Raw genomic sequence first — 23759 nt, forward strand, 5'->3', positions numbered from 1 at the left:
TATCTATCAATGGGTCTCCCCGGCATATCGCGTCTCGTCCCGCTGAAGTGGACGGCGCTTGCGTCTCTGGCTCTGACCACGGCCGGCTGTGCCACGGCGCCGCTGGAGCGGGCCGGCTCGCTGCGCAGCTACGACAGTCTCGCCGACGCCAACGGGCTGGTGACGCGGGCGCAGATCAAGGCGGACAAGAAGGAGCTGCTGGAAGCCAAGACGATCCGGCTCGAACCGACGGCGTTCCCGGCGCGCCCCGATGTCGCCCTGAACGACGATGAGCGGAAGCTGGTGGCCAACGCGATCAGCCGCGAAATGTGCCTGAGATTGAGCGAGAGGTTCCAGATCGTCCTGCCCGGTGAAGAGGCCGATCTGATCGTCAGGGCCACGGTCACGCATGCCACGGCGACGAATGCGACCGCGTCGGCGGCATCGCAGGCGGCCTCCATCGCCAAGACCGTGGCGCTGCCGGGGGTTCCGGTGCCGGTGCCGCGGCTTCCGGTCGGGCTCGGCACGCTGTCGGTCGAGGCCGAGGCGCGCAACTTCGCCGGGTTCCAGAAGGCGGCCATGGTGTGGGCCCGCAGCGCCAATTCGGTGTCCACGGCACGCATGGCCAAGGACGGCGACGCCTACGACCTCGCGTCCGAATTCGGCGCCGATTTCGCCAAACTGGTATCGACCGGGGAGTCCCCCTTTGGCGGTCTGCCGTCGCTGCCAGCGGCCTCGAGCCTGCCGGCCAAGCTGGGTGGCGCTCCCAAATATGCCGCATGTGAGCAGTACGGACGCTTTCCCGGCCTGAAGGGCTTCGTCGGGGCCGGCCTTGGCCTGCCGCCCGACTGGACCGACAAGGGCGCCGACGAAGCCAGGCCCGGCACGCCGCAGCCTGCGGTCGCCAGCGTGGAGCAGCAAGCGTCGCGATGAAGTCTGCCGCCTCTTTCCGCGCTTTGGCCCCGCGCGTCGCGCTCGCTTTCGCAGCGTCGCTGCTGCTGGCGGCGTGTGCCGCCGTGATGCCGCGCAATGCACTGCCCGAGGCGGCCGCCGTCGCGGCCGAGCCGGTCGGCTTCCGCGACGTGCGTTATTGGGGCGATGAACCGGCGCCGCATTTCGCCGAGGCCGCGATGCAGCGCGCGTCGGCCGAGATCGCCAGCTCGCGTCCGCTGAATTTCCTGGCGATCTCCGGTGGCGCGGAGAACGGCGCGTTCGGCGCCGGTCTTTTGGTCGGCTGGAGCGAGGCCGGCAACCGGCCGTCGTTCGACATGGTGACCGGCGTGAGCTCGGGCGCGCTGATGGCCCCGTTCGTCTTCCTCGGCCGCGAACACGACGATCGGCTGCAGGAGGTCTTCACCGCCTATGAGCGCAAGGACATCTTCACGGTCAATGTCCCCGGCCTGCTGCAGGGCTCGGCGCTTGCTGACAACACGCCGCTGTCGCGGCTGATCGAGAAATATGTCGACCGCGACTTCTTGCGCGACATTGCCCGCGAGAGGCGCAAGGGCAGGGTGCTCTTGATCGGCACCACCAATCTCGATGCGCAGCGGCCGGTGCTGTGGGACATGGGCCGCATCGCCGCGGCCGACACGCCGGAGGCCGTCGATCTGTTCCGCAAGGTGCTGCTCGCCTCCGCCACCGTCCCCGGCGCCTTCGCGCCCGTGCGCATCAAGGTGAAGATCGGCGACAAGGACTATGACGAGCTTCATGTCGATGGCGGCGTCACGAGGCAGGTTTTCATCGGCCCTTCGGTGCTGCGTCTGGTCGCCGGCCGCGGGCCGCGCAGGACCGTCAACGGTGCGCACCTTTATGTCATCCGCAATGCCCGCATCGATCCGCAATGGGAGAGCGTCGGCGCCGACGTGCTGTCGGTCACCCAGCGCTCGCTCTCGACGCTGATCAAGAACCAGGGCATCGGCGATATCTATCGGATCTATTCGGTGGCGAAATTCAACGGCATTGATTTCAATCTCGCGAGCGTGCCCGGAGACTTCCAGGTCAAGGCTGACGGTCCGTTCGATCGCAGCTACATGACGGCGCTGTTCGACCGCGGCCACGACATGGGCCGGCGCGGCTATCCCTGGGTGAAGAGCCTGCCGGGGCTCGAGTCCAACGATCATGGCATCACGGCCCAGTTGCCCGCACACACCATGGCGGCGGCGCGATGAACCGTCGTCGCATCAACCCCGGAGCGATGCGGACGGCTGCGCGATGCGCCTTGGCCGCAACGGCGCTGTGTGTCGTGTCGCTGGTCGGCGGCTGCACCACGTCGGGCACGACCCCGTCGGCCACCAGCCCGTCCGCCACGGCGACGCAGTTCGGCACCACGTACAATTATCTCCCAGTCAACGACCTGCCCCAGGACGACCAGCGCCCCGTGCTGTCTCCGGAGCAGCAGGAGAAGCTGCGCAAGGAGCTCGCGGCGGTGCGCGATCGCCAGGTCCCGGCTGCGGGCAAGGCGCCCGCCGCCAAGCCCGGCGCGACCACTGCTGCCGCGAAATAGCGGCAAGCGACGTTCGATGTTTCGCAGCAGGTTTGCGCCGGCGCGTCGACGACCACGCGCGAGATGCGCCGGCTGACAGGTTTCGAATGGGAGTAGAACGCGTGACCGACCATACCGAGCCGACGCCATCGAAGCGAACCAATGCCGCCAAGGTGCGCAAGGCGGCGCAACATCCGAAGCGTCCAGGCGCGGGTTGCAAGGCGGAGCCGGGCGCCTTCGTTCCGGTCGTGGATCACAACAGATGCGAGGCGAAGGGCGATTGTGTCGAGGTGTGTCCCTACGACGTGTTCGACGTCGCCCCGATCCGCGATGCAGACTTCCGCACGCTGTCCTTCCTCGGCAGGATGCGCGTCCGCTTTCACGGCATGAAGACGGCGTATACGCCGAACAGCCAGCTGTGCCTCGCCTGCGGCCTGTGTGTTGTCGCCTGTCCCGAGCGCGCGATCGATCTCGTCGCGGCCGCGGCACGCGAGGACCATCCGCTATCGCGCTGAACGCGGCGGCACGGCGAGGCCGCATGACGTCAGCATGGCCTCGCGACGATCGGCATCGCGCTTGCCGAACGCGCCAGTTCGCCGCGTTAGGCCGGTGGCTGGAAGCTCTTCAGCGCGCGGCTCTTGTACTCGTAGAGCTTTCCAGTTTCTGTCCAGGACGGCAGGCACATCGGCACGATGAACTCGGCGACCTGCTCGGGCGTCTCCAGGGTCATCGGGTCTTCGCCTGGAAACACGGTGGCGCGCATGCGGGTGCGGATCGGCCCCGGGCTGAACAGGTTCACGCGCAGGGGCGTGCGCTCGGTCTCATGGGCCCAGACCCGCGCCAGCGTTTCCACCGCCGCTTTGGTCACCGCATAGGGGCCCAGATAGGCCTGCGCCTTATGGGCGGCGCCGGAGGTCAGGAACACGGCGCGACCGGCGTCGGAGGCCTTCAGCAGCGGCTCCATGCAGCGGATCAGCTGGACGTTGGCGGTGAGATTGACCGTGAGCACATCGTTCCACGCCTTCAGGTCGATATGGCCGAGCGGCGAGGAGGGGCCGGGCACAGCGGCGTTGCCGACGAGGATGTCGAGCTGGCCATGGCGCTCGTGCAGCGCGGCGCCGAGCCGCGCGATGCCGTCGGTATCGGCCATGCTGAGCGGCACCAGCGTGGCGCCGTTGCCGGTCTCTTTGCGGATCTCGTCATCGAGTTCCTCGAGCCCGCCTTGCGTGCGTGCAACAGCCACGACATGCGCGCCGGCGCGGGCAAGCGCCCGCGCGGTCGCGTAGCCGATGCCGCGCGAGGCGCCGGTGACCAGGGCAATCCGATTGGCGAGGGGTAGGGTCATCATGCAGCGTCCATCGTCGTCCTGGCCTCATGCGCGTCGCATTATGCGCTGAGCGCGCGAACCGCCAGGACCAATCCTCCGGGCCTTATGATGGAGTTGGAGGCCCGTGGCTAGTGTCACAGGATAACCGGGAACAGCTCGTTTTGGTTTCCGGCACCGGCTTCAGGGACGGCGCGTTGCAGTCACGCGGCGGCACAGCGAGGCGGCGAATCCGGAAGCTCCGGATGACCGCATCAGACACCGGGAGCGTCCGGGTCCGATGCCTCGCATCGTCCCGGATCCCTCTGTGGTAGCGCCGGGCGGGAGCCTCAGCTCGCTTCCGCCAGCAACGACAGCTGATGCTGCGTCGGCTCGACCAGCGATTGGTCGGTCAGATGGGTCGGATAATTGCCGGTGAAGCAGTGGTCGGCATATTTCGGCGCTGCGGGGTCGCGGGCCGGCTCGCCCATCGCCCGGTACATGCCGTCGATCGACAGGAAGGCCAGCGAATCGGCGCCGATCAGCTCGCGCATCTCCTCGAGCGAATGCGTTGCCGCCAGGAGACCACCGCGATCCGGCAGATCGATGCCGTAATAGTCGGGGTAGAGGATCGGCGGTGACGCCAGGCGGAAATGCACCTCGGTGGCGCCGGCATCGCGCATCATGCGCACGATCTTGCGCGAGGTGGTGCCGCGCACCAGCGAGTCATCGATCAGGATGATGCGCTTGCCTTCGATCGCGGCACGGTTGGCCGAGTGCTTCATGCGCACGCCGGATTCGCGGATCGCTTGCGTCGGCTGGATGAAGGTGCGGCCGACATAGTGATTGCGGATGATGCCGAGCTCGAACGGCACGCCGGAATGCTGGCTGTAGCCGATCGCCGCCGGCACGCCGGAGTCCGGCACCGGAACGACGACATCGACATCGGGATGGCTCTCGCGCGCGAGCTGCGCGCCGAACGCCTTGCGCACCTCGTAGACCGAGCGGCCGCCAACGATGGAATCGGGGCGGGCGAAGTAGATATATTCGAACACGCAAGGCCGCGCCGGCTTGGGCGGGAACGGCTTGTGGCTGTGCGCGCCGGTTTCATCGAAGATCACGACTTCGCCGGGCTCGATGTCGCGGATGTAGCGCGCGCCGATCATGTCGAGCGCGCAGGTCTCGGACGCCAGGATCGGGCAGCCGTCGAGCTCGCCATAGACCAGCGGGCGGATGCCCAGGGGATCGCGGGCGCCGATCAGCTTCTTGTTGGTCATGCAGACCAGCGAATAGGCGCCTTCGAGCGCGCGCAGCGCCTCGATGAAGCGGTCGATGAAATTGGTGCGCCGGGAGTGCGCGACGAGGTGCAGGATCACCTCGGTGTCGGTGGTCGACTGCATGATTGCGCCGGCGCGTACCAGCTCGCGGCGCAGAGTGAGGCCGTTGGTGAGGTTGCCATTGTGGCCGACGGCGAAGCCGCCGGCGCCGAGCTCGGCAAACAGCGGCTGCACGTTGCGCAGGATGGTCGCGCCGGTCGTGGCGTAGCGGACATGGCCGATCGCGGCATTGCCGGGCAGCCGTTCGATCACCTCGCGGCGGGAGAAGGTGTCGCCGACCAGGCCGAGCCGGCGCTCGCTGTGAAAGCGCGTGCCGTCATAGGACACGATGCCGGCGGCCTCCTGGCCGCGATGCTGGAGCGCATGCAGGCCGAGTGCGGTGATCGCGGCGGCATCGCTGTGCCCATAAATGCCGAACACGCCGCACTCTTCGCGCAGCGTGTCTCCGTCCAGGTCAGGGTCTCTGAGGTCAGCTTGAGGTCCGAAGTCCAGATCCGCGTGGGAGTCCGTTTGGGCTTCGCCGGAAGAATCGTGGTGCAGGTCCATCGCGCCTCTCTTCTGGGCTTGGCTTACTTGGCCGCGGGTTTTTCGATCAGCTTCTTCAAGCTGTCGCGGGCAGGCTTGCTGTACCCATCGCCGCCCACTCCGGGCGACTCGGTGTCAGTCTGGTCGTCGTCCGGCTTGTTCTTCTTGAATTTCTTTAAAATGGTGTTCTCGGGATCATCAGGCAAGAGCGACATCAGCCAATCCCCGGTTCCCTGCAGCACCACCCGCGATTTCGCCGCGGTGACCCAGTCGGGACGCTGCTTATCCGGAACCAGCCAGCTGAAGAACAGGAAGGCGACCACGACGATCAGGAGGCCACGGCCCAGTCCAAACAGGAAGCCGAGGGTCCGATCGAGCGCGCCGATGCGCGAATCGAGGATCATGTCGGAGATCTTCACCGTGATCACCGAGACGATCAGCAAGGTGCCGACAAAAGTACCGGCGACGACCACCACGCTCGCGACCGTGTCGTTGTTGAAATAGGTCTTGGCGGTCGGCAGCAGCTTGGAGAATGAATAAAGCGTTACCAGAGCCGCCGCGCCCCAGGCCGCGATCGACAGGACCTCGCGCATGAAGCCGCGAACCATCGCGAGCAGCCCCGAGATCAGCATGACGCCGAGCAGGATGAGATCGAGGATCGTTATCGGCATCGGCTGATCAGGTCCGCTTCACAGGTCCAAGGTTCGCGTCACGTCGACGAGGACCGCCCTCCAGGCGGAGGAGAGCAGGGGGCCCCGGCAAATCCGGATGCCGCACGCTCCCGTGCCAGCCCGGATGCGGGGTTGTATAGCGGCGAGTCATGGGAACGTCACGGTCCGCCTAGCCGTCCTGACGGCGGAATCTCGCTGGTGTGGCATTTTTTTCGGCATGGCTCGGGGCGCGGCGGCCCTGATCCCGCGTATCGCCATCGTCGCGAGCCGCGTCCTGGCGGCCGCGCGGGGTTCCGCGCGCGGCAATGTCGGCGACCAGGCTGGTCAATCCGCCGACGGTATTCAAGACGAGGCCGGCATCGCCTCCGGCCTCGCCGCGCGCGCGCTCCGGCAGCACGACGCGGCCGAAGCCGAGCTTGGCGGCTTCCTTTAGCCGCGCCGAGGTCTGCGCCACCGGTCGAACCGCGCCGGACAGCGAGATTTCGCCGAAATAGACTGCATCCGGCGGCAGCGGCGCGTTGACCAGCGACGACACCAGCGCCGCGGCGGCGGCCAGATCCGCCGCCGGCTCGTGGATGCGCAGGCCGCCGGCAACATTCAGATACACGTCGTAGCCCGACAGTTTGACGCCGCAATGCGCTTCCAGCACCGCCAGCACCATCGACAGCCGGCTCGGATCCCAGCCGACCACGGCGCGGCGTGGCGTGCCCAGCGAGGTCGGCGCCACCAGCGCCTGGATTTCGACCAGCACTGGCCGCGTGCCCTCGATCCCGGCGAACACGGCGGTGCCGGGGCTGCCGAGATCGCGCTCCGACAAGAACAGCTCGGAGGGATTGGTGACCTCGCGCAGGCCGAGCCCGGTCATCTCGAACACGCCGATCTCGTCGGTCGGGCCAAACCGGTTCTTGACCGCGCGCAGGATGCGGAACTGCTGCGAGCCTTCGCCCTCGAACGACAGCACCGCGTCGACCATGTGTTCGACGACGCGGGGGCCGGCGATCTGGCCGTCCTTGGTGACATGGCCCACCAGGATGATGGCGGCGCCGGATTTCTTGGCGAAGCGAATCAGCATCTGCGCCGAGGCGCGGACCTGGGTGACCGTGCCCGGCGCTGATTCGACCGTGTCGGTCCACATCGTCTGGATCGAATCGATCACGATCAGCCGGGGCACGCCGCCCTCGGACAGCGTCGAGATGATGTCTTCGACCGAGGTCTCGGACGCGAGTTGCACCGGGGCGTCGGCAAGCCCCAGCCGCTCGGCGCGCAACCGCACCTGGGCCACCGCCTCCTCGCCGGAGATGTAGACCGCGCGATGGCCGGCGCGCGCCAGCATCGAGGTGGCCTGCGTCAGCAAGGTCGATTTGCCGATGCCGGGATCGCCGCCGACCAACAGCACCGAGCCGCGGACGAAGCCGCCGCCGGTGACGCGGTCGAGTTCGGTCATGCCCGACGACAATCGCGGCGCGTCGATGCTCTTGCCGGTCAGGGATTCCAGCTGGAAGGTGCGGCCCTTGCGCTTGGAACGCAGCGACACCGGCGCCGAGGTCGCGCCCGTGGTGTCCTCTTCCGCCAGCGTGTTCCACTCGCCGCAGGCCTCGCATTTGCCCTGCCAGCGCGAATAGGCCGCGCCGCAATTCTGGCAGACGAAGGAGAGGGCATTCTTGGCCATGAGCGGAGAATCGATGCGGTCAGGAGTGGGTGGCGTTCCATAACATACTTAGGCCCGCGGCCAGCATGATGCCATCCATGACCAGGCGGAACACATCCGGCTTCATGTGCAGGACGAAGCGCTTGGCGACGAAGGCGCCGGCCATCAGCGAGCCGCCGGCGATCAGGCCTTTGAGCAGGATACCCGGCGTCAGCGCGCCGAAGCGCTGGAAGGTGACGGATTTCGACAGATAGAGCCCGAGCGAGCTCGCGGCTTCCGTGGCGAGAAAGGCGCCCTTCGACAGGCCATAGAACAGGAACAAGGGCACGCTGAGCGGCCCGGTCGAGACCACGATGCCGGTCAAAAATCCGATGATCGCACCGCCCAGCGCAAGATGCCAGAGATTGGCCTTGATCTCATGGCGCGTCAGCCAATGCCGTACCGGCACCATGGCCATCAGGAACAGCCCGATCGTGATGTCCACAGCTTGCGAGGGCAGGATCAGGAGCGTGCGCGCGCCAAGCGCCGCCGCCGGAATGCCCGTCACTGAATAGGCCGCGCAGGCGCGCCAGTCGACCTCGCGCCACCACGCCAGGATGCGCGACAGGTTCGCCATCACCGCGGCAACCGCCATGATCGGCACCGCCTCCTTCGGTCCGTATTCATAAGCGAGAACCGGCATCAGCATGATCGACGAGCCGGTGCCGACGATGCCCGACAAGGTGCCGGCGATGAGGCCGACGGCGAGGACGAACAGGAAGCCCAAGAGTGTTCTCCTCCGTGATCGGGACGGGATCTCTCCCCACGTCGTTGCGAGTGCAGTGTTCAGTGTGGATGCGTAGCTTATTCCCCTTCGGAGACATAGTTGACTTCTTCAGGCGTCCACAAATCGATGTCTGCGATCTGATTTGCGGAGATAAAGCCCCAAACTCTCTGCTGCTCGTCAGCCTTTGGAGAAAGTGAGCAGCCGACGGTGCGACGACGTGGTGCTGGTCACGCTGGTAATACTACCCGGTGGCGTGCAAATGGACGACTATTGTCCTCACACAGGGTGAAGCGTCTCCGACGGCTTGCCGCACGCAAAGTCATCGCGCGCCGTGCCGCGACACGTTGACACGCTTAAGAGGCGGCGTCATAATTGATTATGCATTTTGTCAAAATCGTCTGAACTACAATTGACCTGGCTCATTAGCGCCAGATCATGAGGCGCGCTGCTGTCAAGCCGCCAACGATCAGGCGTCAAGCGAACAACAATTAAGCTAACGCTCTTAAAACTAACAATAATCCAACTAACAAGTCAGAAAATTTCGCATAGGGCCGTGCGCCAAGCGCCGCTCGATCGCTTTCCGAATATGAATCTGATCACAGGGGGTGGACAGATGAAGGAAGGTTTTGCCGTCTCGCCGTCGAGCGTATTATCCAACGTTTTCTTGGTCGCGTTGACAGCCGGTTCGTGGTGCGGTCCGGCCGTTGCCAGTGCGATCACGGTCAGCGATCCTTATGTGCAGTGGTATAATGTCGGACCCAACAATCTCGACTTTCAATCCGGCCAGTTCATCCGCTATGGCGCTACCAGCGTCGTCCCCAATGGTCCGACTGGTGGGACGACCGGATATGCCACCACGGTCAATGCCGCCACGGGCAACATGATTACGTTCGGCATGATCGGCCAGAGCAGCCCGGCCACGCCCAATTTCTTCACTGGGCTGACGCGGATCTGCTCGCCGTGCAGCGCGAGCGCTAACAACAATCCGGCCAATCTCACCAACCCTTTTACCTTCCACTACACCAATGGCGCGGATACTGCGACGGTTCAAAAGAGCCTGGCGGGGACGGCGGAGATCCCGTTCGTCCGTAGCATCACGCTGTCCGGCACAGCACAGGCGCCGACCTTCAGCTGGTCACCGCCGCCGGGGACGACGGTCAACGGCTATCGCATCAACATCTATCAGAACAATCTGGAGACGTTCAATTCCAACCATCAGGTGATCGATTCCGGCCAGGTGACCACGAAGAATGTCGGTCCTGGTGTGACCTCCTACACGGTCACGCCCGCGGATTTCACCCACGGGGTCGCGCTCGCCACCAACACGCAATACACGATCGAGATCAGTGCGCTGCAGACCCGGGACGGCTCGACGGTGGTGCTGAACAACGGCAATGTCAGCGCGATGTCGCGCGTCTATTCCAATTTCCAGATACTGCCGAATTCACCTGGGCCAATCAATCTGCCGACCACGACCGTCCAGAACGGTCAGGTTACCTACGGCTTCAACCTCACCGTCGCGCCGGGGGTGACCTACAATATCGATCCCGCAAGCGCGATCGGATACATCTACAGGACCGGTGCCGGCGATCCCAATTTCGCCAGCGTCACCCTGCCGACCGGAAATTCGGGTCTGTTCGACCTGCTGCTGTGGAACGGAACCCAATGGATCTCGGAAACCAAGCTCGCCGGCGGGCAATTGTTCAGTTTTGCCGGCTCCGGCGTCAACCAGTTCGAGGTACTCGGCATCAATCCCGGTGTGGATCCTGAGAACCCGCTGGCCTTCATCACCGCGGTGACATTCGAGGGACCGGGGAATTTCACCGGCACCATGACGCCGATCACCGATGCAGTGCCGGAACCGTCCACCTGGGCGATGATGATCCTTGGCTTCCTCTGCCTCGGCTACATCGGCCTCCGCCGCTCGCCCAGCGCAACGACAGTGTCGGCGGCTTGAGGATCGCATCCTGAAGTGAGCAGCCGCCCGTTGGCGGCGTCTCGCTCGTTGTCGCCTCACCAAGTCATGGCTCGCGATGCTGAGAGGGCTGCGTGGTTAACAACTGGTTCGACGGGAATCAAAATCGCCGATGATTGTGCGTCTGCATCTTTAAAAGTTGAAGCGTATTCGTCGCATGTCCGTTGGTGATTTCGGACGCTGACGATGAGCAAACAACCAATGTCCTTGCCGACACCGCCGTCCAAGACGGCAACCGCCGAAGCCGAGTGTCCCTGGTTCGCAGCCGCGATGCTGGCCATGGAAGCCGGCGAAGTGATCCGCTTGCGGTTGGAGAAGTTCGCGCGCGGCGAAGCCGATGCGGGCGAAGAGGCGGAGCTGATGGTCAACGAAAAGATCGTTGCAGCGCTGGAGGCAACTGCGAAGCTGATGGCGGGGGCGAGCGCGGCGGCGATCGTCGATCTCTATCGCGACTACGTGGCGGCGAACGCCAGGCGCCTTTCCGCGTGACGCGAACGCCGTGCGCGGAGACCGCGCCGGCCCGCGGTCGCGGGCGACGACTCCGCGGAGGCTGATACGGTCGACGCGGCCCTCCGCGGCGCGCCGCTTACAGGGCCGCGCGAAGACGAAGCCGGCTCGTTCCGAGCCACACCAGCAAAGCAGTGCCGAGCAGGACGAGCGTCGCCGCGACGATGACGGTCAGAAACGCCTGATCGAAGGCGCGATGCGCGTGTGACGTGACGACTGCGGCGATGTCGGTCGGCAGGCGCTCGGCCGCGATCAGCGCCGCATCGATGCTGTCGCGCGCGGCGCTGGCAACGCCCGCTCCGTCGGGCAGCACCATGACGGCCGTATAGACCCCGGACAGGATGCTTCCGAAGATGCTGATGCCGATGGTGCCGCCGAGCTCGAACGACACCTCCTCGATCGAGGCGGCCATGCCTGCGCGGCCTTCGGGCGCGTGAGTCATCACGGCGTTGGAGGCGGCTGCCATGGACGCGCCGAGTCCGAGACCGTTGATTGCGATGCAGATCAATTGCAGCACCAGATCGGCATTGTAGCAGAGCAGGTAGCCGGCCGCGCCGATGCTTGAGATCGCGAGCGCGCCGGACATCGTGGTGGCGGCTCCGACGCGACGGAGCATCAGGCTCGCGAGCGGCCCGCCGATGAACGCCCCGAGCGGCGCCGGCAGGATGTACAAGGCCGCCTGCAGCGGCGAATAGCCAAGGACGAGCTGCAGGCGCTGGCTGATCGCCAGCTCGGTGCCCGCGATGGCAAGCGACGCCACGATCGCGGTGATCACGCCGAGCGTGAACTCGAGGTTTCTGAACAAGGTGAAGTCGAGCAAGGGATCCTTGAGCCGCAATTGGCGGCGCACGAACACCGTCAACATGATGGCGGTCGCGATCGCCGCGCCGGCGAGAATGACGACGGAAGACTGGCGGCTGCCGAGCTCCTCGACGACATAGGCAAACCCGATCAGCCCGGCCATCACCTGGATTGAACCCAGCAGGTCCCAGTCGCGCTCGCCGCGAGCGGCCGGGGCCGGAATCAGCAGCAGGCCGGCGACCAGCGCCAGGGCGACCAGCGGCACGTTGATCAGGAACACCGAGCCCCACCAGAAATATTCCAGCAGAACGCCGCCGACCAGGGGCCCGACCGCCGCGCCGCTGGATGCGACGGCACCCCAGATGGCGATGGCGAGCGCTCGTTCGTGGTCATCGGAAAAGGTGATGCGAATGATCGACAGCGTCGCCGGCATCATCAGTGCCGCGCCGATGGCGAGCAGGACGCGGCCGCCGATCAGGACCATGGCGGTCGGCGAATAGGCGGCGACGAGAGAGGCCAGTCCGAACACGATGAGCCCGGCGACGAATGTCTTCTTGTGGCCGACGCGATCGCCGAGCGAGCCGAAGCCTGGAAGGAGACCGGCGACGACGAGGCCATAGGCCATGACGATCCACAATTTCTCCGACGCTGTTGCGCCGAGCTCATAGGTCAGGCTGGGCAGCGCCGTATAGAGCACCGTCATGTCGATCACGACGAGCGCGAGCGCGCTGGAGACGGTTAGAAGGATGAGCCAGCGGCTGCGTTTCGACATCGGCGTCATGTGCGTTCCTCCAGGATCGCCTCGGCTTTCATCCCGAGCAGCATCATTTCGGGAACAGGAAAGCCAGGCTCGCCCGAAACTGCCAATGCGATGCGTGGTCAGGCTTCAGCAGGTTGTAATACACGCCGATTTCAGCATTGATCGGCTGCTGATCGACCATGAACATCTTGCCGACGCCGGCTCCGATGGGAATAACCCAGCGATCGCGGCCCTTTGCCAGCCAGTTCGCCGTGATGACGGGGCTGGCACTGATATAGGAGCCGTCGGAGAAATTATAGGTGACGAAGTACTGCAGCATCATCTGGTTCACCGGCGCACGGTCGCTCGGACCTGCAAACGACCAGATGTTGTTGGCGAGCACGCCGAGTACCCACGGACCCGGCATGGTCAGCGCGACCAGGGTCGGACCCGCGCTCCATTTTCCTGAACCGAGGGCGGGGTCGGTCGCTGACGGATAGGAGAAGGTCGGGCCGACACCCCAGATCAGGGGACCCGAATGCGACGGCGTGAGCGCGAGGATCTGGTTGACGTCGCCGACGCCGCCGATCCGGCCCTGCTCGGCCGAGAAGCGAACCTGGGCGATGCCGGGAATGGTGGTGCGTGTCACCAGATTCCAGTCTGCATTGAGCTGGAACGGGATGACCGGCTCGATCTTGACGACGTTGGCCGTCTGCCGGTACGGACCCGTATTTGGCATCACGATCGTCTCGAGGCCGACGCTGATCGTGTCCGCGATCGGATTCTGCGCCGCCTTGGCCAGATCTTCGAGCGACGGCGTCCTGGCCTGCTGGGCCAAGGCGCCGGACTCGCGGTAGAGCGCTGAGATCAGGACCAGCAGAACCCCGCGTCGAAGACATCTCGGCGTCATGCCTGACCTCGCTGTCGAGCCGCACCGCTTGCAGCCCTTGCCTTGGACCTGCACCATGCGGGCCCGCCGCGTCAGGTGAAGGTCGGGAAGCGCTCGCCGGCGAACAGCGACGGTCGCAGGCGAGACCAGCTCGACGCGAACTGGAACACGTCGAGATCGGTGTAGGTCTGTCCGATCACCTGCATGCCCGAGGGCATCCGCTGCTCGACCACGCCGAGCGGGACGTCGAGGACCGGATAGCGGTTGAGCAGATTCCAGTGCCATGTCAGAGCCAACCCGAGGCCGGTGCCGACCCAGGGATCGACGTTGTTCTCCTTGCTCTTGAACATGTCGGCGCCGATGAGAGGCGTGGCCATCGTCGGCATCAGCAGCACGCTGTAGCCTTTGTCGAACACGCGCTGCTGGACCTGGCGGTGCAGCCGTTCCAGCAACTCCTCGGCCTCTTCGGCCTGGCGGGGGCCGACGGGCCCGACCTGGTCGAGCAGGTCGGTCATATAGGGCGAGAGCCGATCGCGATGGGCGTTCGAGATCTCGATCGCGGTGCCGATCGATGTCGCCATCAGTCCCCGGATATAGACGAATTTGTGCGCCTTGGTGAGCCCGCAGTCGACCTCGTTCACGACGCAGCCCTCGGCGCGCAGCGCGTCGATGCCCTTCAGCATCGCGGCCTTCACCGAGGGAATGACGTCGGCGATGCCGGCGCCCCAGTCAACAGCGATCCGCCATCCCGCAATCCGAGGGTAGCGCATGGGATAATCGAGGCGAGGACGCATCGCGGCCATGATCCTGTCGGACGGGCCAACGATCGCGTTCTGGAAGCGCACCAGATCGTCGAAGCGCCGCGCCATCGGGCCGGATGTCGAGTAGGGGATTTCGCCACCTGCGACGCGCCCGAATGGCGGCTTGAAACCATAGAGGCCGCATTGCGAGGCGGGAATCCGGATCGAGCCGCCCATGTCGGAGCCCATCGCGAGCGTGGCGAAGCCGGCAGCCAGCGCCGCTCCCGATCCGGCGGACGATCCGCCCGGGGAGTATTCGAGATTCCACGGATTGCGTGTCGTGCCCCAGGCGCGGGTCGATGCGCCGAGGAAGAGATAGAATTCGGGGACCGTCGTCTGGAACGGCATGACGGCTCCGGCCGCCTCGAGCGCGTCGGCGATCGCGGAGCTTTCGGTGGCCGGCGGCGATTCCTTGTAGATGAGCGAGCCCTGCGTCGTCCGCCAGCCTGGCCTGCTGAATTCATCCTTGATGGCGACCGTGATCCCGTCCAGCGGCCTTGCGGTGCCGCGTCGATAGCGGTCTTCGGAGGCCTTGGCTTCCTTGAGCGCCTGATCGAAATGCTCGTAGGTGATGCAGTTGACTTTCGGATTATAGGCCTCGACCCGCTTGATCTGGGCCTTCAAGAGATCGACCGGGGACGCCTTGCGCGCCCGGAACATGGCGATGAGCTCGCGGACGGATGCGTAGCAGAGCGGATCGGCGGCCTGGGCGCGGGCGCCGTGAGGTCCGAGTGCCGCAGCGGCGGTGAGCGCCGCGCCTGCGCCTTTGATGAGCGTTCGTCTGTCAATCATCATCGCCTCTGTATCGGGGATCCGTCTGAGCGTCGTCTGAGCGGTGATGCCGTCCTGATGTACAGGCCGTCATCTTGCCCGCTCAGCGGGAGGCGCATTCTTTCCGATTCCGCGCGATGTCTGTATTCAGGATAACTACGTAGTTCGTGGCGTTGTTCGCAAACAGTTTGCATGAGCGGTGATTGATGTCGTGACAATTAGCGTTAAACACGCTCGATGCCGGATGATGCGCTGTCGCGTGCCACATGAAGCGTTGTAGTAAACGAATCGTTCGAGCGTCGGCGGGCTGGTGCGCTCGCGATGGCTCGCTTCGGCAAATGACCAGAAGGGGTCAGCGCAAGCCGGCGAGTCGTGTCCCGACCCAGAAAGGGCTTATGCACGTTGGTGCCAGTAAGTCCGGTGCCGCTCAGTTGCCTGCGCAGACCCTGTGCGGCTTGCGAATGGGTGGCGAACTCATCAGTCGTCAGAGCTCAGGCGATGACAACGAAATGCGTGTGAGTCAAAAGCGCATGAGATCTGGCCGTGGGGCGTCGCACGTGAACCGAAGCCGCGCTGATGCCGGCGGCCGTCAGCGGGACGGCGCCGTGAGCTGGGCCCGCCAGTCGCGCGGGCGCATGCCGAAACGCTGCTTGAAGCGGCGCGTGAAATGCGACAGATCCGAAAAGCCCCAGTCGAAGGCGATGCTGCCGATGTCACGCGCGGCGCAACAGGGATCGCGCAGGTCGCGCGCGGCGCCATCCAGCCGGCGCTCCATCACCAGCTCGGAGAAGCTGGTGCCGGCGCGGGCCAGCAGCTTGTGCACATAGCGCTCGCTGATCCCCACCATGCGGGCGACGGTCGCGACCGTCAGGCCCGGCTCGCGCAGCCGCTCGTGAATGGCACGGCGCAAGGCCAGCGTGGTCGCGTCGGCGAAGGAGGTGGTGGCATGCGCCTCGCGACGGAAGCTGCGCGACACGCCGAGCGCGGCGAGATCGAGCAGCACGTCGAACAGCGCAGCCGTGTCGTCCGCCGCGAGCCGCAGCGCGTTGGCGTTGAGCGAGCGCGCCGTCTCGACGATCAGCGCGCCCACGCAGGGATCGTCGGACAGCCGCATCGGCGCGATGTCGGGCGCGTTTGGCAGCCGGCTGAACAGCGCTTCGGCGGGAACGCGGAATGAGATGACGCCGAGTGACGGTCCGCGATCATGCTGCAGCGCGAAGGTGCGGTCGCTGTCGAAGATGCCGACCTGGCCCGCCGACAGGCTGACTTCGCAATCGTCCTGCACGATGGTGCAGCGACCGGCGAGCTTGAGATTGAGGTAGAAGCAGCGTTGGGCGGAGGCGGCGATGTCGGCGCGCGAGCGGCGCACCACATGCTCGGGAAAGGTCACGCGGTTGATCGCGCCGGTCGTGTTTTTCCCGTCTCGGCCGATGCCGATGCTCTGGACCTCGGCCGCAAAGCCGATGCCGCGGGCCGGTTCAGGCGTCAGGTTCATGAAGGCCTGGCAGATCGCCTCGCGGTAATAGGAGAATTGCTCGGCCGGCCGTACCGCGGCGGTATTCCAGCTCCGCAGCCGTTGCGGCTCCGCGCCAGGCATCGGTTCACTCCGAGACCATTCGGGTTCAGTTGCAGCCAAGCGCGGCGGCTGCCGCGCGGCCATGTTTGCTTGCAGTGCAAAGGAACCTGATCATGTCAACCTACGTCCTGGTCCACGGCGCCTGGCATACCGGCGCCGAGCTTGAGCCAGTCGCGGCGCATATCCGCTCTGCCGGGCATATCGTGCATCTGCCGACCATCCGCGGCAACCGCCCGGGCGACCCCAAGACCACCGGTCTCGACGAGGCGATCCAATCGATCTGCGACTATTTCACCGAGCAGGACATCACCGATGCCATCTTGATGGGACACTCCTATGGCGGCATGGTGATCACCGGCGTCGCCGACCGCATCCCGACGCGCATCCGCCGCCTGATCTACTGGAATGCGTTCGTGCCGAACAATGGTGAGTGCCTCAACGACATGGTGCCGCCGCAATATGTCGCGCTGTTCGACGCGGTGGCCGCCGAGCGCGGCGACGGCTCGGTGGTGCTGCCGTTTCCGATCTGGCGCGAGGCTTTCATCAACGATGCCGATCTCGCCACCGCGACCCGCGCCTATGAGGTGCTCAATCCGCATCCGAACAAGACCTTCACCGATGCGATCAAGCTGCGCACCAATCCGGCCGAGATGACCATCGCCAAATCCTACATCAACTGCACCGAGGACACCGCGCTGCCGCACGGTCTGCCTTGGCATCCGCGGCTGTCGAGCAAGCTCGGCCTGTTTCGGCTGGTGCAGGTGCCCGGCAGCCATGAGCTGTGCTTCTCCGAACCGGCGCGGCTGGCGCAGGCGATCATGGATGCGGGGCGCGACTGAGTGGCTATGTCAGCACGATCCAGGCCGGCGCGTGATCGCTCGCGCCGGCCTCGCCGCGGATGGCGCGGTCGATGCCCGCCTTGGTCAGGCGCGGCGCGAGCTGCGGGCTGAGCAGCAGGTGATCGAGCCTGAGCCCCGCATCGCGCGGCCAGCGGTTGCGCTTGTAGTCCCAAAAGGTGAACATCGGCTGGTCCGGATGCAGGGTGCGGATCGCGTCGCACCAACCCTGGTCGAGCAGCGCCTTGAAGGCCGCGCGGCTGCTCGGCTGGATCAACGCATCCTTGTTCCATGACCGCGTCGGATAGATATCCAGCGGCGTCGGCGCGACATTGTAGTCGCCGGCGAGCACGACCGGCAGGTCATGCTCGATGAAATCAGCCGCGTGCCTGTGCAGCCGCTTGAACCAGGCGAGCTTGTAGTCGAATTTCGGACCCGGCTGCGGATTGCCGTTCGGCAGATACAGACAGCCGATCACGATGCCGCGCACGGCGGCCTCGATGTAGCGCGCTTCCTTGTCCGCAGGCGCGCCGGGCAGGGCAGTGCGGATCAGTACCGGCTCTGCTTTGCGCGCGAGGATCGCAACCCCGTTCCAGGTCTTCTGACCCTGCCACACCGCGCCGTAGCCGGCCGTTGCGATGGCGTCAGCCGGGAATTCGGCCTGGGCGCATTTCAGCTCCTGCAGGCAGACGATGTCGGGCCTGGCGCTGCGCAGCCAGGAGAGCAAATTGGGGAGGCGCCGCCTGACATTGTTGATGTTGAAGGTTGCAATCTTCATGATGCCTGCATCAGGAGGGGAGACCGGATGTCCAAGCTCGCAGGCGCCATTTTGTTCATCGGTCTCATCGGCGCCGCGTCCGCCCAGCAGCTGCCGACCGACGAGCAGCGCGCCGCCTGCCTGGCCGATTACATCAGGTTCTGCCCGGATACGCTGCCCGGCGGCGGGCGCATCGTCGCCTGCCTCACCAAGCAATATGCCCAGCTCTCCGAGGCCTGCAAGAAAGTGCTCGACGACGCCAAGAAGGAATAGGGGCCGCCGGCCAAGGAACGGTCGTGGGCCCGCCTGATTGCTACCTGCGCCCCGCCAAGAAGTGACCATGCTCCTGATCAAGCTGGCCGCTCCACGCGGGTATTGGGGGGCGAATGATCGGACGAGAGGCGGCGCGGGCGCTGGTACGGGTGATCCGATCGCGGTATCGCGATCACCGGACGGAACTTCACGCGCTGCGGCAGCGGATCGGACGCGGCGACATCGTCTGCGACATCGGTGCGAACAAAGGCAGCTTCCTCTATTGGCTGGCGCGCTGGTCGGCGCCCGGACGCGCGATTGCGTTCGAGCCGCAGCCGGACCTGGCCGATGGCCTGTCGCGGCTGTGCGCGAGCTTCGCGTTGAGCAATGTGACCATCGAGCGGCGCGCGGTGTATTCGTCATCGGGGGCGCGAACGCTGTTCATCCCGGACGGGCATCAGCCGGGGGCGTCGCTGCTGCAGCCGGTCGAGGCCTCCCGGCCGATCGAGGTGCAGACAATTTGCCTGGATGACTACGTGTCCGGCGGCGACATGGTCTCCGCGATGAAGATCGACGTCGAGGGTGCGGAGCTCGATGTCCTGCGCGGCGCCGTGAGCACCTTGCGCCGCTGCCGGCCGTTGCTCGTGCTGGAATGCGACCGCCGCCTCGCCACGCTCGAGCGGATGCGAGAGACCTTCGCGCTGCTGCGCGGCCTTGGCTATTCCGGCAGTTTCGTGCGCCGCGGCCAGCTGCTCCCGTTGGCGAATTTCGATCCCGAGCTCCACCAGCGCACCGATGGCGAATGGTTCTGGAAGAGCAAGGACTACTGCAACAATTTCGTGTTCAGCGCCTGAGCCGGACAGCCGGCGGCGCCTTAGCCGGCCTTGCTGCCGGTGATGATCGCCAGCGCCTCCACCAAGCGGTCGAGATCCGCCTCGGTCGTGTAGAGCGCCGGCGTCACGCGGATGCATTGTCCATTGGCGACGCCCGCGCGCCGGACGGTGAGCACTTGATGTTCGTCGCGCAGCTGCGCGACGATGGCCTCGTTGTCCGCTTTGCTGGTCTTGCCGGCCAGCCGGAACGAGGTGATGGCGCCGTAAAGGCCGGGCTCGTCCGGCGTCAGGATCTCCAGCCCTTTGAGTGCGCGGGCGCGGCGGACCCAGCTGTCGCGCAAATAGCGCAGCCGCGCCTGCTTGGCTGCGGCGCCGATCTCCTGGTGCAGGGCGATGGCGGTCGGCACCGTCAGCACGGTGGCGAAATTGACCGTGCCGGTATGCACGCGCGAGCGGATGTCGCTCTCGGGAAAGTCTTCATCGCCCATGTCGCGATCGATGCTGTCGAGCCGATCCTTCTTGATGTAGAGGAAGCCGATGCCGAGCGGCGCGCCGATCCATTTGTGCAAATTGAAACCGACGAAGTCGGCTTCGAGATCGCCGACCTTGATGTCGAGCTGGCCCCAGGAATGCGCGGCGTCGACGATGCAGTCGATCCCGCGCGCTTTGGCCATGCGCACGATCTCGGCCACTGGCATCACCAGCCCGGTGCGGTGGCTGACATGGGTGAGCAGCAGCAGCCGCGTCTTCGGATTGGCGTCGAGCGCACTGGCATAGGCGTCGAGCACGGCCTGCCGCGTCGCCGGCTCGGGGATGTTGAACTTGACGACCTCGACGCCGCGCCGCGCCTTGAGCGCGTTCATGGCATATTGCATCGAGTCGTAGTCGAGATCGGCATAGAGCACGCTGTCGCCGGGCTTCAACCGGTTGTAGCCGCCGATCAGGAGCTGCAGCGCCTCGGTCGCGCCGCGCGTCAGCGCGATCTCCTGCGGCGCGGCGCCGACCGCCTCCGCCACCTTGACCCGCACCGCCTCGAAATCGGCGCCGAAACGCTGCCGCGCATAATAGGAGTTCTGCTGGTTGATCAGGTCGGTCTGACGGATGAACTCGCGCCTGACAGGCTCCGGCATCACGCCCCAATAGCCGTTCTCCAGATTGACCACGTCCGGCGTCACTGCATAGAGCCCACGCACGGCGGACCAATAGGCCTGGTCGGTCGCGACCGCCGTGGCCGATCCGGCCGGCGGTGTCGGCAGGCCCGACAGCGCCCCCTCGGCGGCCGTCGCCGTCCTGGCCAGCGGCAGCACCGCGGTCGCGGCGAGGCCGGCGAGAATCGAACGGCGGCTCGATGTCATCGTGTCGGTCGGGGTCATGGCAGGCTCTCCCAGGGCGTCGCGAGCACAGAGCAATCCGCGACGAAATCGAGATGACGGCGGGGTGACGGTTCGATGTCCTTGCATCTGCGAGGGTCGCGACAGCGCGATCAAGCTGGCCGGGGAGGCGGCAAGGATCGTCCGGTCCGTGCCCGCTTGCGCCGGCGCCCGGCCTATGTCACTGGCGTGGACATGTCCTCGCCTCCACTCGCCATCATCCCGCCCGCGCACCCGCTCGTCGGCCGGGTCACGCCGCCCGGCAGCAAGTCGATCACCAATCGCGCTCTGCTGCTGGCGGCGCTCGCGCGCGGCACCAGCCGCCTCACCGGTGCGCTGAAGTCGCGGGATACGACCTTGATGGCGGCCGCGCTGCGGCAGATGGGCGTTGTGGTCGACGAGCCGGACGACACCAGCTTCGTCGTGACCAGCCCGGGCAGGCTGAGCAGGCCGGATCAGCCGCTGATGCTCGGCAATGCCGGCACCGCGATGCGCTTTCTCACCGCGGCGGCGGCGCTCTGCGACGGCACGGTGATCCTCGACGGCGACGACGCGATGCGCAAGCGCCCGATCGGGCCGCTGCTGACGGCGATGCAGTCGCTCGGCATCGCGGCCGTCGCGCCGACCGGCTGCCCGCCGGTCACCGTCCAGGGGCGCGGACATTTCGGCTCCGGCCGGGTCGAGATCGACGGGGCCTTGTCAAGCCAATATGTCTCGGCGCTGCTGATGGCCGCCGCTGATGGCCAGGGCCAGATCGAGGTCGTGCTGGCCGGCAAGGACCTCGACGCGCGCGGCTATGTCGACCTCACGGTCGCGGCCATGACGGCGTTCGGCGCCAAGGTCGAACTCGTCGACCGCACCACTTGGCGCGTCGCGCCGACCGGCTACACCGCCACCGATTTCGTCGTCGAGCCCGATGCGTCCGCCTCGACCTATCTGTGGGCCGCGGAGGCGCTCACCCAGGGCCGCATCGACCTCGGTGTCCCGATCGAGGCCTTCACGCAACCGGATGCAAAGGCAGCTCAGCTGATCAGGATGTTCCCGCATCTGCCCACCGTCATCGACGGATCGCAGATGCAGGACGCGGTCCCGACGCTGGCGGTGCTGGCCGCGTTCAACGCCACGCCCGTCCGTTTCACGGGCATCGCCAATCTGCGGGTCAAGGAATGCGACCGCATCCGTGCGCTGGCGACGGAACTGTCGCGCATCCGCCCCGGCCTCGGCCGCGAGGACGGCGACGATCTGATCGTCGCAGCCGATCCCGGCCTCGCTGGACAGACGCTGCCGGCGCGCATCGAGACCTATGAGGACCACCGCATCGCGATGAGCTTCGCGCTCGCCGCCCTCCGGATCGGCGGCATCGTCATTCTCGATCCGGCCTGCGTCGGCAAGACCTATCCCGGCTATTGGGATGCGCTGCGCGCGCTGGGCGTGGAGATGCGGCAGCTGTAAGTGGTGACGCGCGGTCTTGCGCGCGCTTTGAGCCACGGTTTGACATCGCGTCATGCGGACAAGAGACACCGCGCGGCAAAATCGCGTGCTTGCGGGCCGACCGAGGTGGTGCTCCGGGCAAGTTTGCTGTTAGCTTCTGTCGACCCGCGTCGCAGAGCCCCGGCATGGCCAAACCGCAGATCCCGCATCCGATCGTCTCGACGCCCCGCCTGCGGCTGCGGCAGTTTCGTGAGGACGACACCGCCGCCATGCACCGCTGCTTCAGCGACAGGGACGCGATGCGGTTCTGGGATCATCAGGTGCATACCAAGCCGAGCGAGAGCGAGCGCGCCGTTCGCCGCTTCATCGATTGCACCCCGTCCTATTATCGGTTCTGGGCGGTCGCCGAGGCCGGAACCGACCGCTGCATCGGTATGGTCAACTATCACGACGGTCACATGCGCCAACGGCGCGTCACGATCGGCTACATCGTCGATCCCGCGCGACACCGTCAGGGGATCGCGGCCGAGGCGGTCGCGGCGATGCTCGACTACTGCTTCGACGAGCTCGGCCTGCACCGTCTGCAAGCCTTCATCCACCCCGACAATCTCGCCTCGCGCCGGCTGGTCGAGAAGCTCGGCTTCCGCTGCGAGGGCCAGCTGCGCGACCATCTGCGCGTCGGCGGCGAATGGCGCGACGACATGATGTATGCGCTGCTCGCGACGGATCCACGTGGCAGAGCGGCCCCATGAGACCGCGTCCGGCCGGCGCCTACGATGGATCACCCATGAAAGCCTACCTGTTCGACCTCGACGGCACGCTCGCGACCAGCGAGTCCTTGAAGGCGCGCGCGCTGGCGCAGACCTGCGCGTTATACGGCGTCGAAGCCGATCCGCTGATCTATGCCGATGTGATGGGAGAGGACTGGACGACGGTGACCGGTCATTTCTTCACGAGCTGCAACATCGATCCGCCGCGTGATGTCTTCAACGATCGCTTTCGCGGCATCTACCTCGATCTGCTCGAGACCGAGGTCTCCGCGACCGCGGGGGCCGTGCCGTTCGTGCTTTCGACACGCGAGCGCGGCATCAAGGTCGGCCTCGTGAGTTCCGCAGCCTCCTGGATGGTGGAAAAGGTCCTGGCCAGGCTCGATTTGAAGCATGCGTTCGATGTCGTCATCACCCAGGAGGACGTCGTCAGACACAAGCCGGACCCCGAAGCCTATTGGCTCGCCCTGTCGGGATTGGGTGTGGATGCGACAACGACGCTGGTGTTCGAGGACTCGCTGGCCGGGCTGAAGGCGGCGAAAGCGGCCGGCTGCCGCTGCGTGGCCATCCGCCACAGCTTCAACATCCGGCACGACTTCTCCGCAGCGGACAGAGAAATAAGAAGCTTCGACGAGCTCGCTGCCGCCAGCTCCTATGCGCCACCGGTCGCACCTGGGGATATCGAGCCTGCAAAATAGGACTTGGGCAGTAATGATGAGTTGGTCCCGCCGCTGCCCCGTCATG

At 65.9% G+C, this 23759-nt stretch carries 23 protein-coding genes; 12 read left to right on the top strand and 11 right to left on the bottom strand.

From position 1 onward, the window contains the following. The first annotated feature begins 9 nt into the window (after positions 1-9). The 4 genes from BBTA_RS17720 to BBTA_RS17735 all read left to right on the top strand — a co-directional run bounded on the left by BBTA_RS17720 (position 10) and on the right by BBTA_RS17735 (position 2976). Positions 10-912, top strand: coding sequence for a DUF3313 family protein (locus BBTA_RS17720; RefSeq protein WP_012043866.1), 903 nt, complete (start codon positions 10-12; stop codon positions 910-912). Beyond that, positions 909-2147 carry a patatin-like phospholipase family protein gene (locus BBTA_RS17725; RefSeq protein WP_012043867.1) on the top strand — a complete coding sequence of 413 codons (1239 nt, stop codon included), beginning with the start codon at positions 909-911 and terminating at the stop codon, positions 2145-2147. The genes BBTA_RS17720 and BBTA_RS17725 overlap by 4 nt, the downstream gene beginning before the upstream one ends. Next, complete coding sequence (locus tag BBTA_RS17730) at positions 2144-2482, top strand: hypothetical protein (protein ID WP_041750733.1); 339 nt, start codon at positions 2144-2146, stop codon at positions 2480-2482. Before BBTA_RS17725 ends, BBTA_RS17730 begins: the two co-directional genes overlap by 4 nt. A gap of 101 nt (positions 2483-2583) precedes the next feature. Next, complete coding sequence (locus tag BBTA_RS17735) at positions 2584-2976, top strand: 4Fe-4S binding protein (protein ID WP_012043869.1); 393 nt, start codon at positions 2584-2586, stop codon at positions 2974-2976. 86 nt (positions 2977-3062) lie between these two features. Here BBTA_RS17735 and BBTA_RS17740 read toward each other — a convergent pair whose 3' ends face one another. The 5 genes from BBTA_RS17740 to BBTA_RS17760 form a co-directional block, all read right to left on the bottom strand. Then, the gene (locus BBTA_RS17740) at positions 3063-3806 is read right to left on the bottom strand and encodes an SDR family NAD(P)-dependent oxidoreductase (RefSeq protein ID WP_012043870.1); all 744 of its coding nucleotides are present in this window, start codon (positions 3804-3806) and stop codon (positions 3063-3065) included. A 308-nt stretch (positions 3807-4114) separates the two neighbouring features. Beyond that, the gene (gene purF, locus BBTA_RS17745) at positions 4115-5647 is read right to left on the bottom strand and encodes an amidophosphoribosyltransferase (protein ID WP_012043871.1); all 1533 of its coding nucleotides are present in this window, start codon (positions 5645-5647) and stop codon (positions 4115-4117) included. Positions 5648-5670: 23 nt separating this feature from the next. Then, the gene (locus BBTA_RS17750) at positions 5671-6297 is read right to left on the bottom strand and encodes a CvpA family protein (protein WP_012043872.1); all 627 of its coding nucleotides are present in this window, start codon (positions 6295-6297) and stop codon (positions 5671-5673) included. A gap of 169 nt (positions 6298-6466) precedes the next feature. Further along, entirely contained in the window at positions 6467-7966 is a 1500-nt protein-coding gene (gene radA / locus BBTA_RS17755; protein WP_012043873.1) for a DNA repair protein RadA, read from the bottom strand. Positions 7967-7985: 19 nt separating this feature from the next. Then, positions 7986-8711, bottom strand: a complete 726-nt coding sequence (locus tag BBTA_RS17760; RefSeq protein WP_012043874.1) for a sulfite exporter TauE/SafE family protein — start codon at positions 8709-8711, stop codon at positions 7986-7988. Between the two features lie 613 nt (positions 8712-9324). On the opposite strand from BBTA_RS17760, the gene BBTA_RS38205 reads away from it, so the two are divergent. Together BBTA_RS38205 and BBTA_RS17770 are read left to right on the top strand one after the other, a co-directional pair. Further along, positions 9325-10668 (top strand): PEP-CTERM sorting domain-containing protein, encoded by a 1344-nt coding sequence (locus BBTA_RS38205; RefSeq protein ID WP_049795378.1) that lies wholly within the window; start codon positions 9325-9327, stop codon positions 10666-10668. Positions 10669-10887: 219 nt separating this feature from the next. Next, entirely contained in the window at positions 10888-11175 is a 288-nt protein-coding gene (locus tag BBTA_RS17770) for a hypothetical protein (protein ID WP_012043877.1), read from the top strand. Between the two features lie 97 nt (positions 11176-11272). On the opposite strand, the gene BBTA_RS17775 is transcribed toward BBTA_RS17770, so the two are convergent. The 4 genes from BBTA_RS17775 to BBTA_RS17790 form a co-directional block, all read right to left on the bottom strand. Then, positions 11273-12775: an MFS transporter gene (locus tag BBTA_RS17775; RefSeq protein ID WP_012043878.1), complete on the bottom strand. Its 1503-nt coding sequence runs from the start codon at positions 12773-12775 to the stop codon at positions 11273-11275. Between the two features lie 43 nt (positions 12776-12818). Further along, entirely contained in the window at positions 12819-13700 is an 882-nt protein-coding gene (locus BBTA_RS17780) for a hypothetical protein (protein ID WP_244424449.1), read from the bottom strand. Between the two features lie 14 nt (positions 13701-13714). Then, positions 13715-15214: an amidase gene (locus BBTA_RS17785; RefSeq protein ID WP_168167901.1), complete on the bottom strand. Its 1500-nt coding sequence runs from the start codon at positions 15212-15214 to the stop codon at positions 13715-13717. Between the two features lie 568 nt (positions 15215-15782). Further along, entirely contained in the window at positions 15783-16790 is a 1008-nt protein-coding gene (locus tag BBTA_RS17790) for a helix-turn-helix domain-containing protein (RefSeq protein WP_012043881.1), read from the bottom strand. A 92-nt stretch (positions 16791-16882) separates the two neighbouring features. On the opposite strand from BBTA_RS17790, the gene BBTA_RS17795 reads away from it, so the two are divergent. Further along, complete coding sequence (locus BBTA_RS17795) at positions 16883-17608, top strand: alpha/beta hydrolase (protein WP_041750735.1); 726 nt, start codon at positions 16883-16885, stop codon at positions 17606-17608. Positions 17609-17612: 4 nt separating this feature from the next. Here BBTA_RS17795 and BBTA_RS17800 read toward each other — a convergent pair whose 3' ends face one another. Continuing rightward, positions 17613-18383 (bottom strand): exodeoxyribonuclease III, encoded by a 771-nt coding sequence (locus BBTA_RS17800; RefSeq protein ID WP_012043883.1) that lies wholly within the window; start codon positions 18381-18383, stop codon positions 17613-17615. Positions 18384-18410: 27 nt separating this feature from the next. Between BBTA_RS17800 and BBTA_RS17805 the strand changes: the two genes are divergently transcribed. Both BBTA_RS17805 and BBTA_RS17810 read left to right on the top strand, forming a co-directional pair. Continuing rightward, complete coding sequence (locus BBTA_RS17805; RefSeq protein WP_012043884.1) at positions 18411-18635, top strand: hypothetical protein; 225 nt, start codon at positions 18411-18413, stop codon at positions 18633-18635. 113 nt (positions 18636-18748) lie between these two features. After that, the gene (locus BBTA_RS17810) at positions 18749-19468 is read left to right on the top strand and encodes an FkbM family methyltransferase (protein WP_012043885.1); all 720 of its coding nucleotides are present in this window, start codon (positions 18749-18751) and stop codon (positions 19466-19468) included. Between the two features lie 20 nt (positions 19469-19488). On the opposite strand, the gene BBTA_RS17815 is transcribed toward BBTA_RS17810, so the two are convergent. Then, positions 19489-20820 (bottom strand): aminotransferase class V-fold PLP-dependent enzyme, encoded by a 1332-nt coding sequence (locus BBTA_RS17815; protein WP_083780674.1) that lies wholly within the window; start codon positions 20818-20820, stop codon positions 19489-19491. A 192-nt stretch (positions 20821-21012) separates the two neighbouring features. Between BBTA_RS17815 and BBTA_RS17820 the strand changes: the two genes are divergently transcribed. The 3 genes from BBTA_RS17820 (at position 21013) to BBTA_RS17830 (ending at position 23713) form a co-directional block, all read left to right on the top strand. Next, positions 21013-22269 carry a 3-phosphoshikimate 1-carboxyvinyltransferase gene (locus tag BBTA_RS17820; RefSeq protein WP_012043887.1) on the top strand — a complete coding sequence of 419 codons (1257 nt, stop codon included), beginning with the start codon at positions 21013-21015 and terminating at the stop codon, positions 22267-22269. Between the two features lie 164 nt (positions 22270-22433). Continuing rightward, a complete protein-coding gene (locus tag BBTA_RS17825) occupies positions 22434-23000 on the top strand; it encodes a GNAT family N-acetyltransferase (RefSeq protein ID WP_012043888.1) in 567 nt (188 codons plus the stop codon). 35 nt (positions 23001-23035) lie between these two features. Then, positions 23036-23713 carry an HAD family phosphatase gene (locus BBTA_RS17830; protein ID WP_049795379.1) on the top strand — a complete coding sequence of 226 codons (678 nt, stop codon included), beginning with the start codon at positions 23036-23038 and terminating at the stop codon, positions 23711-23713. Positions 23714-23759 lie beyond the last annotated feature (46 nt).

It is taken from the genome of Bradyrhizobium sp. BTAi1, from assembly GCF_000015165.1.
Classification (GTDB): Bacteria; Pseudomonadota; Alphaproteobacteria; order Rhizobiales; family Xanthobacteraceae; genus Bradyrhizobium; species Bradyrhizobium denitrificans.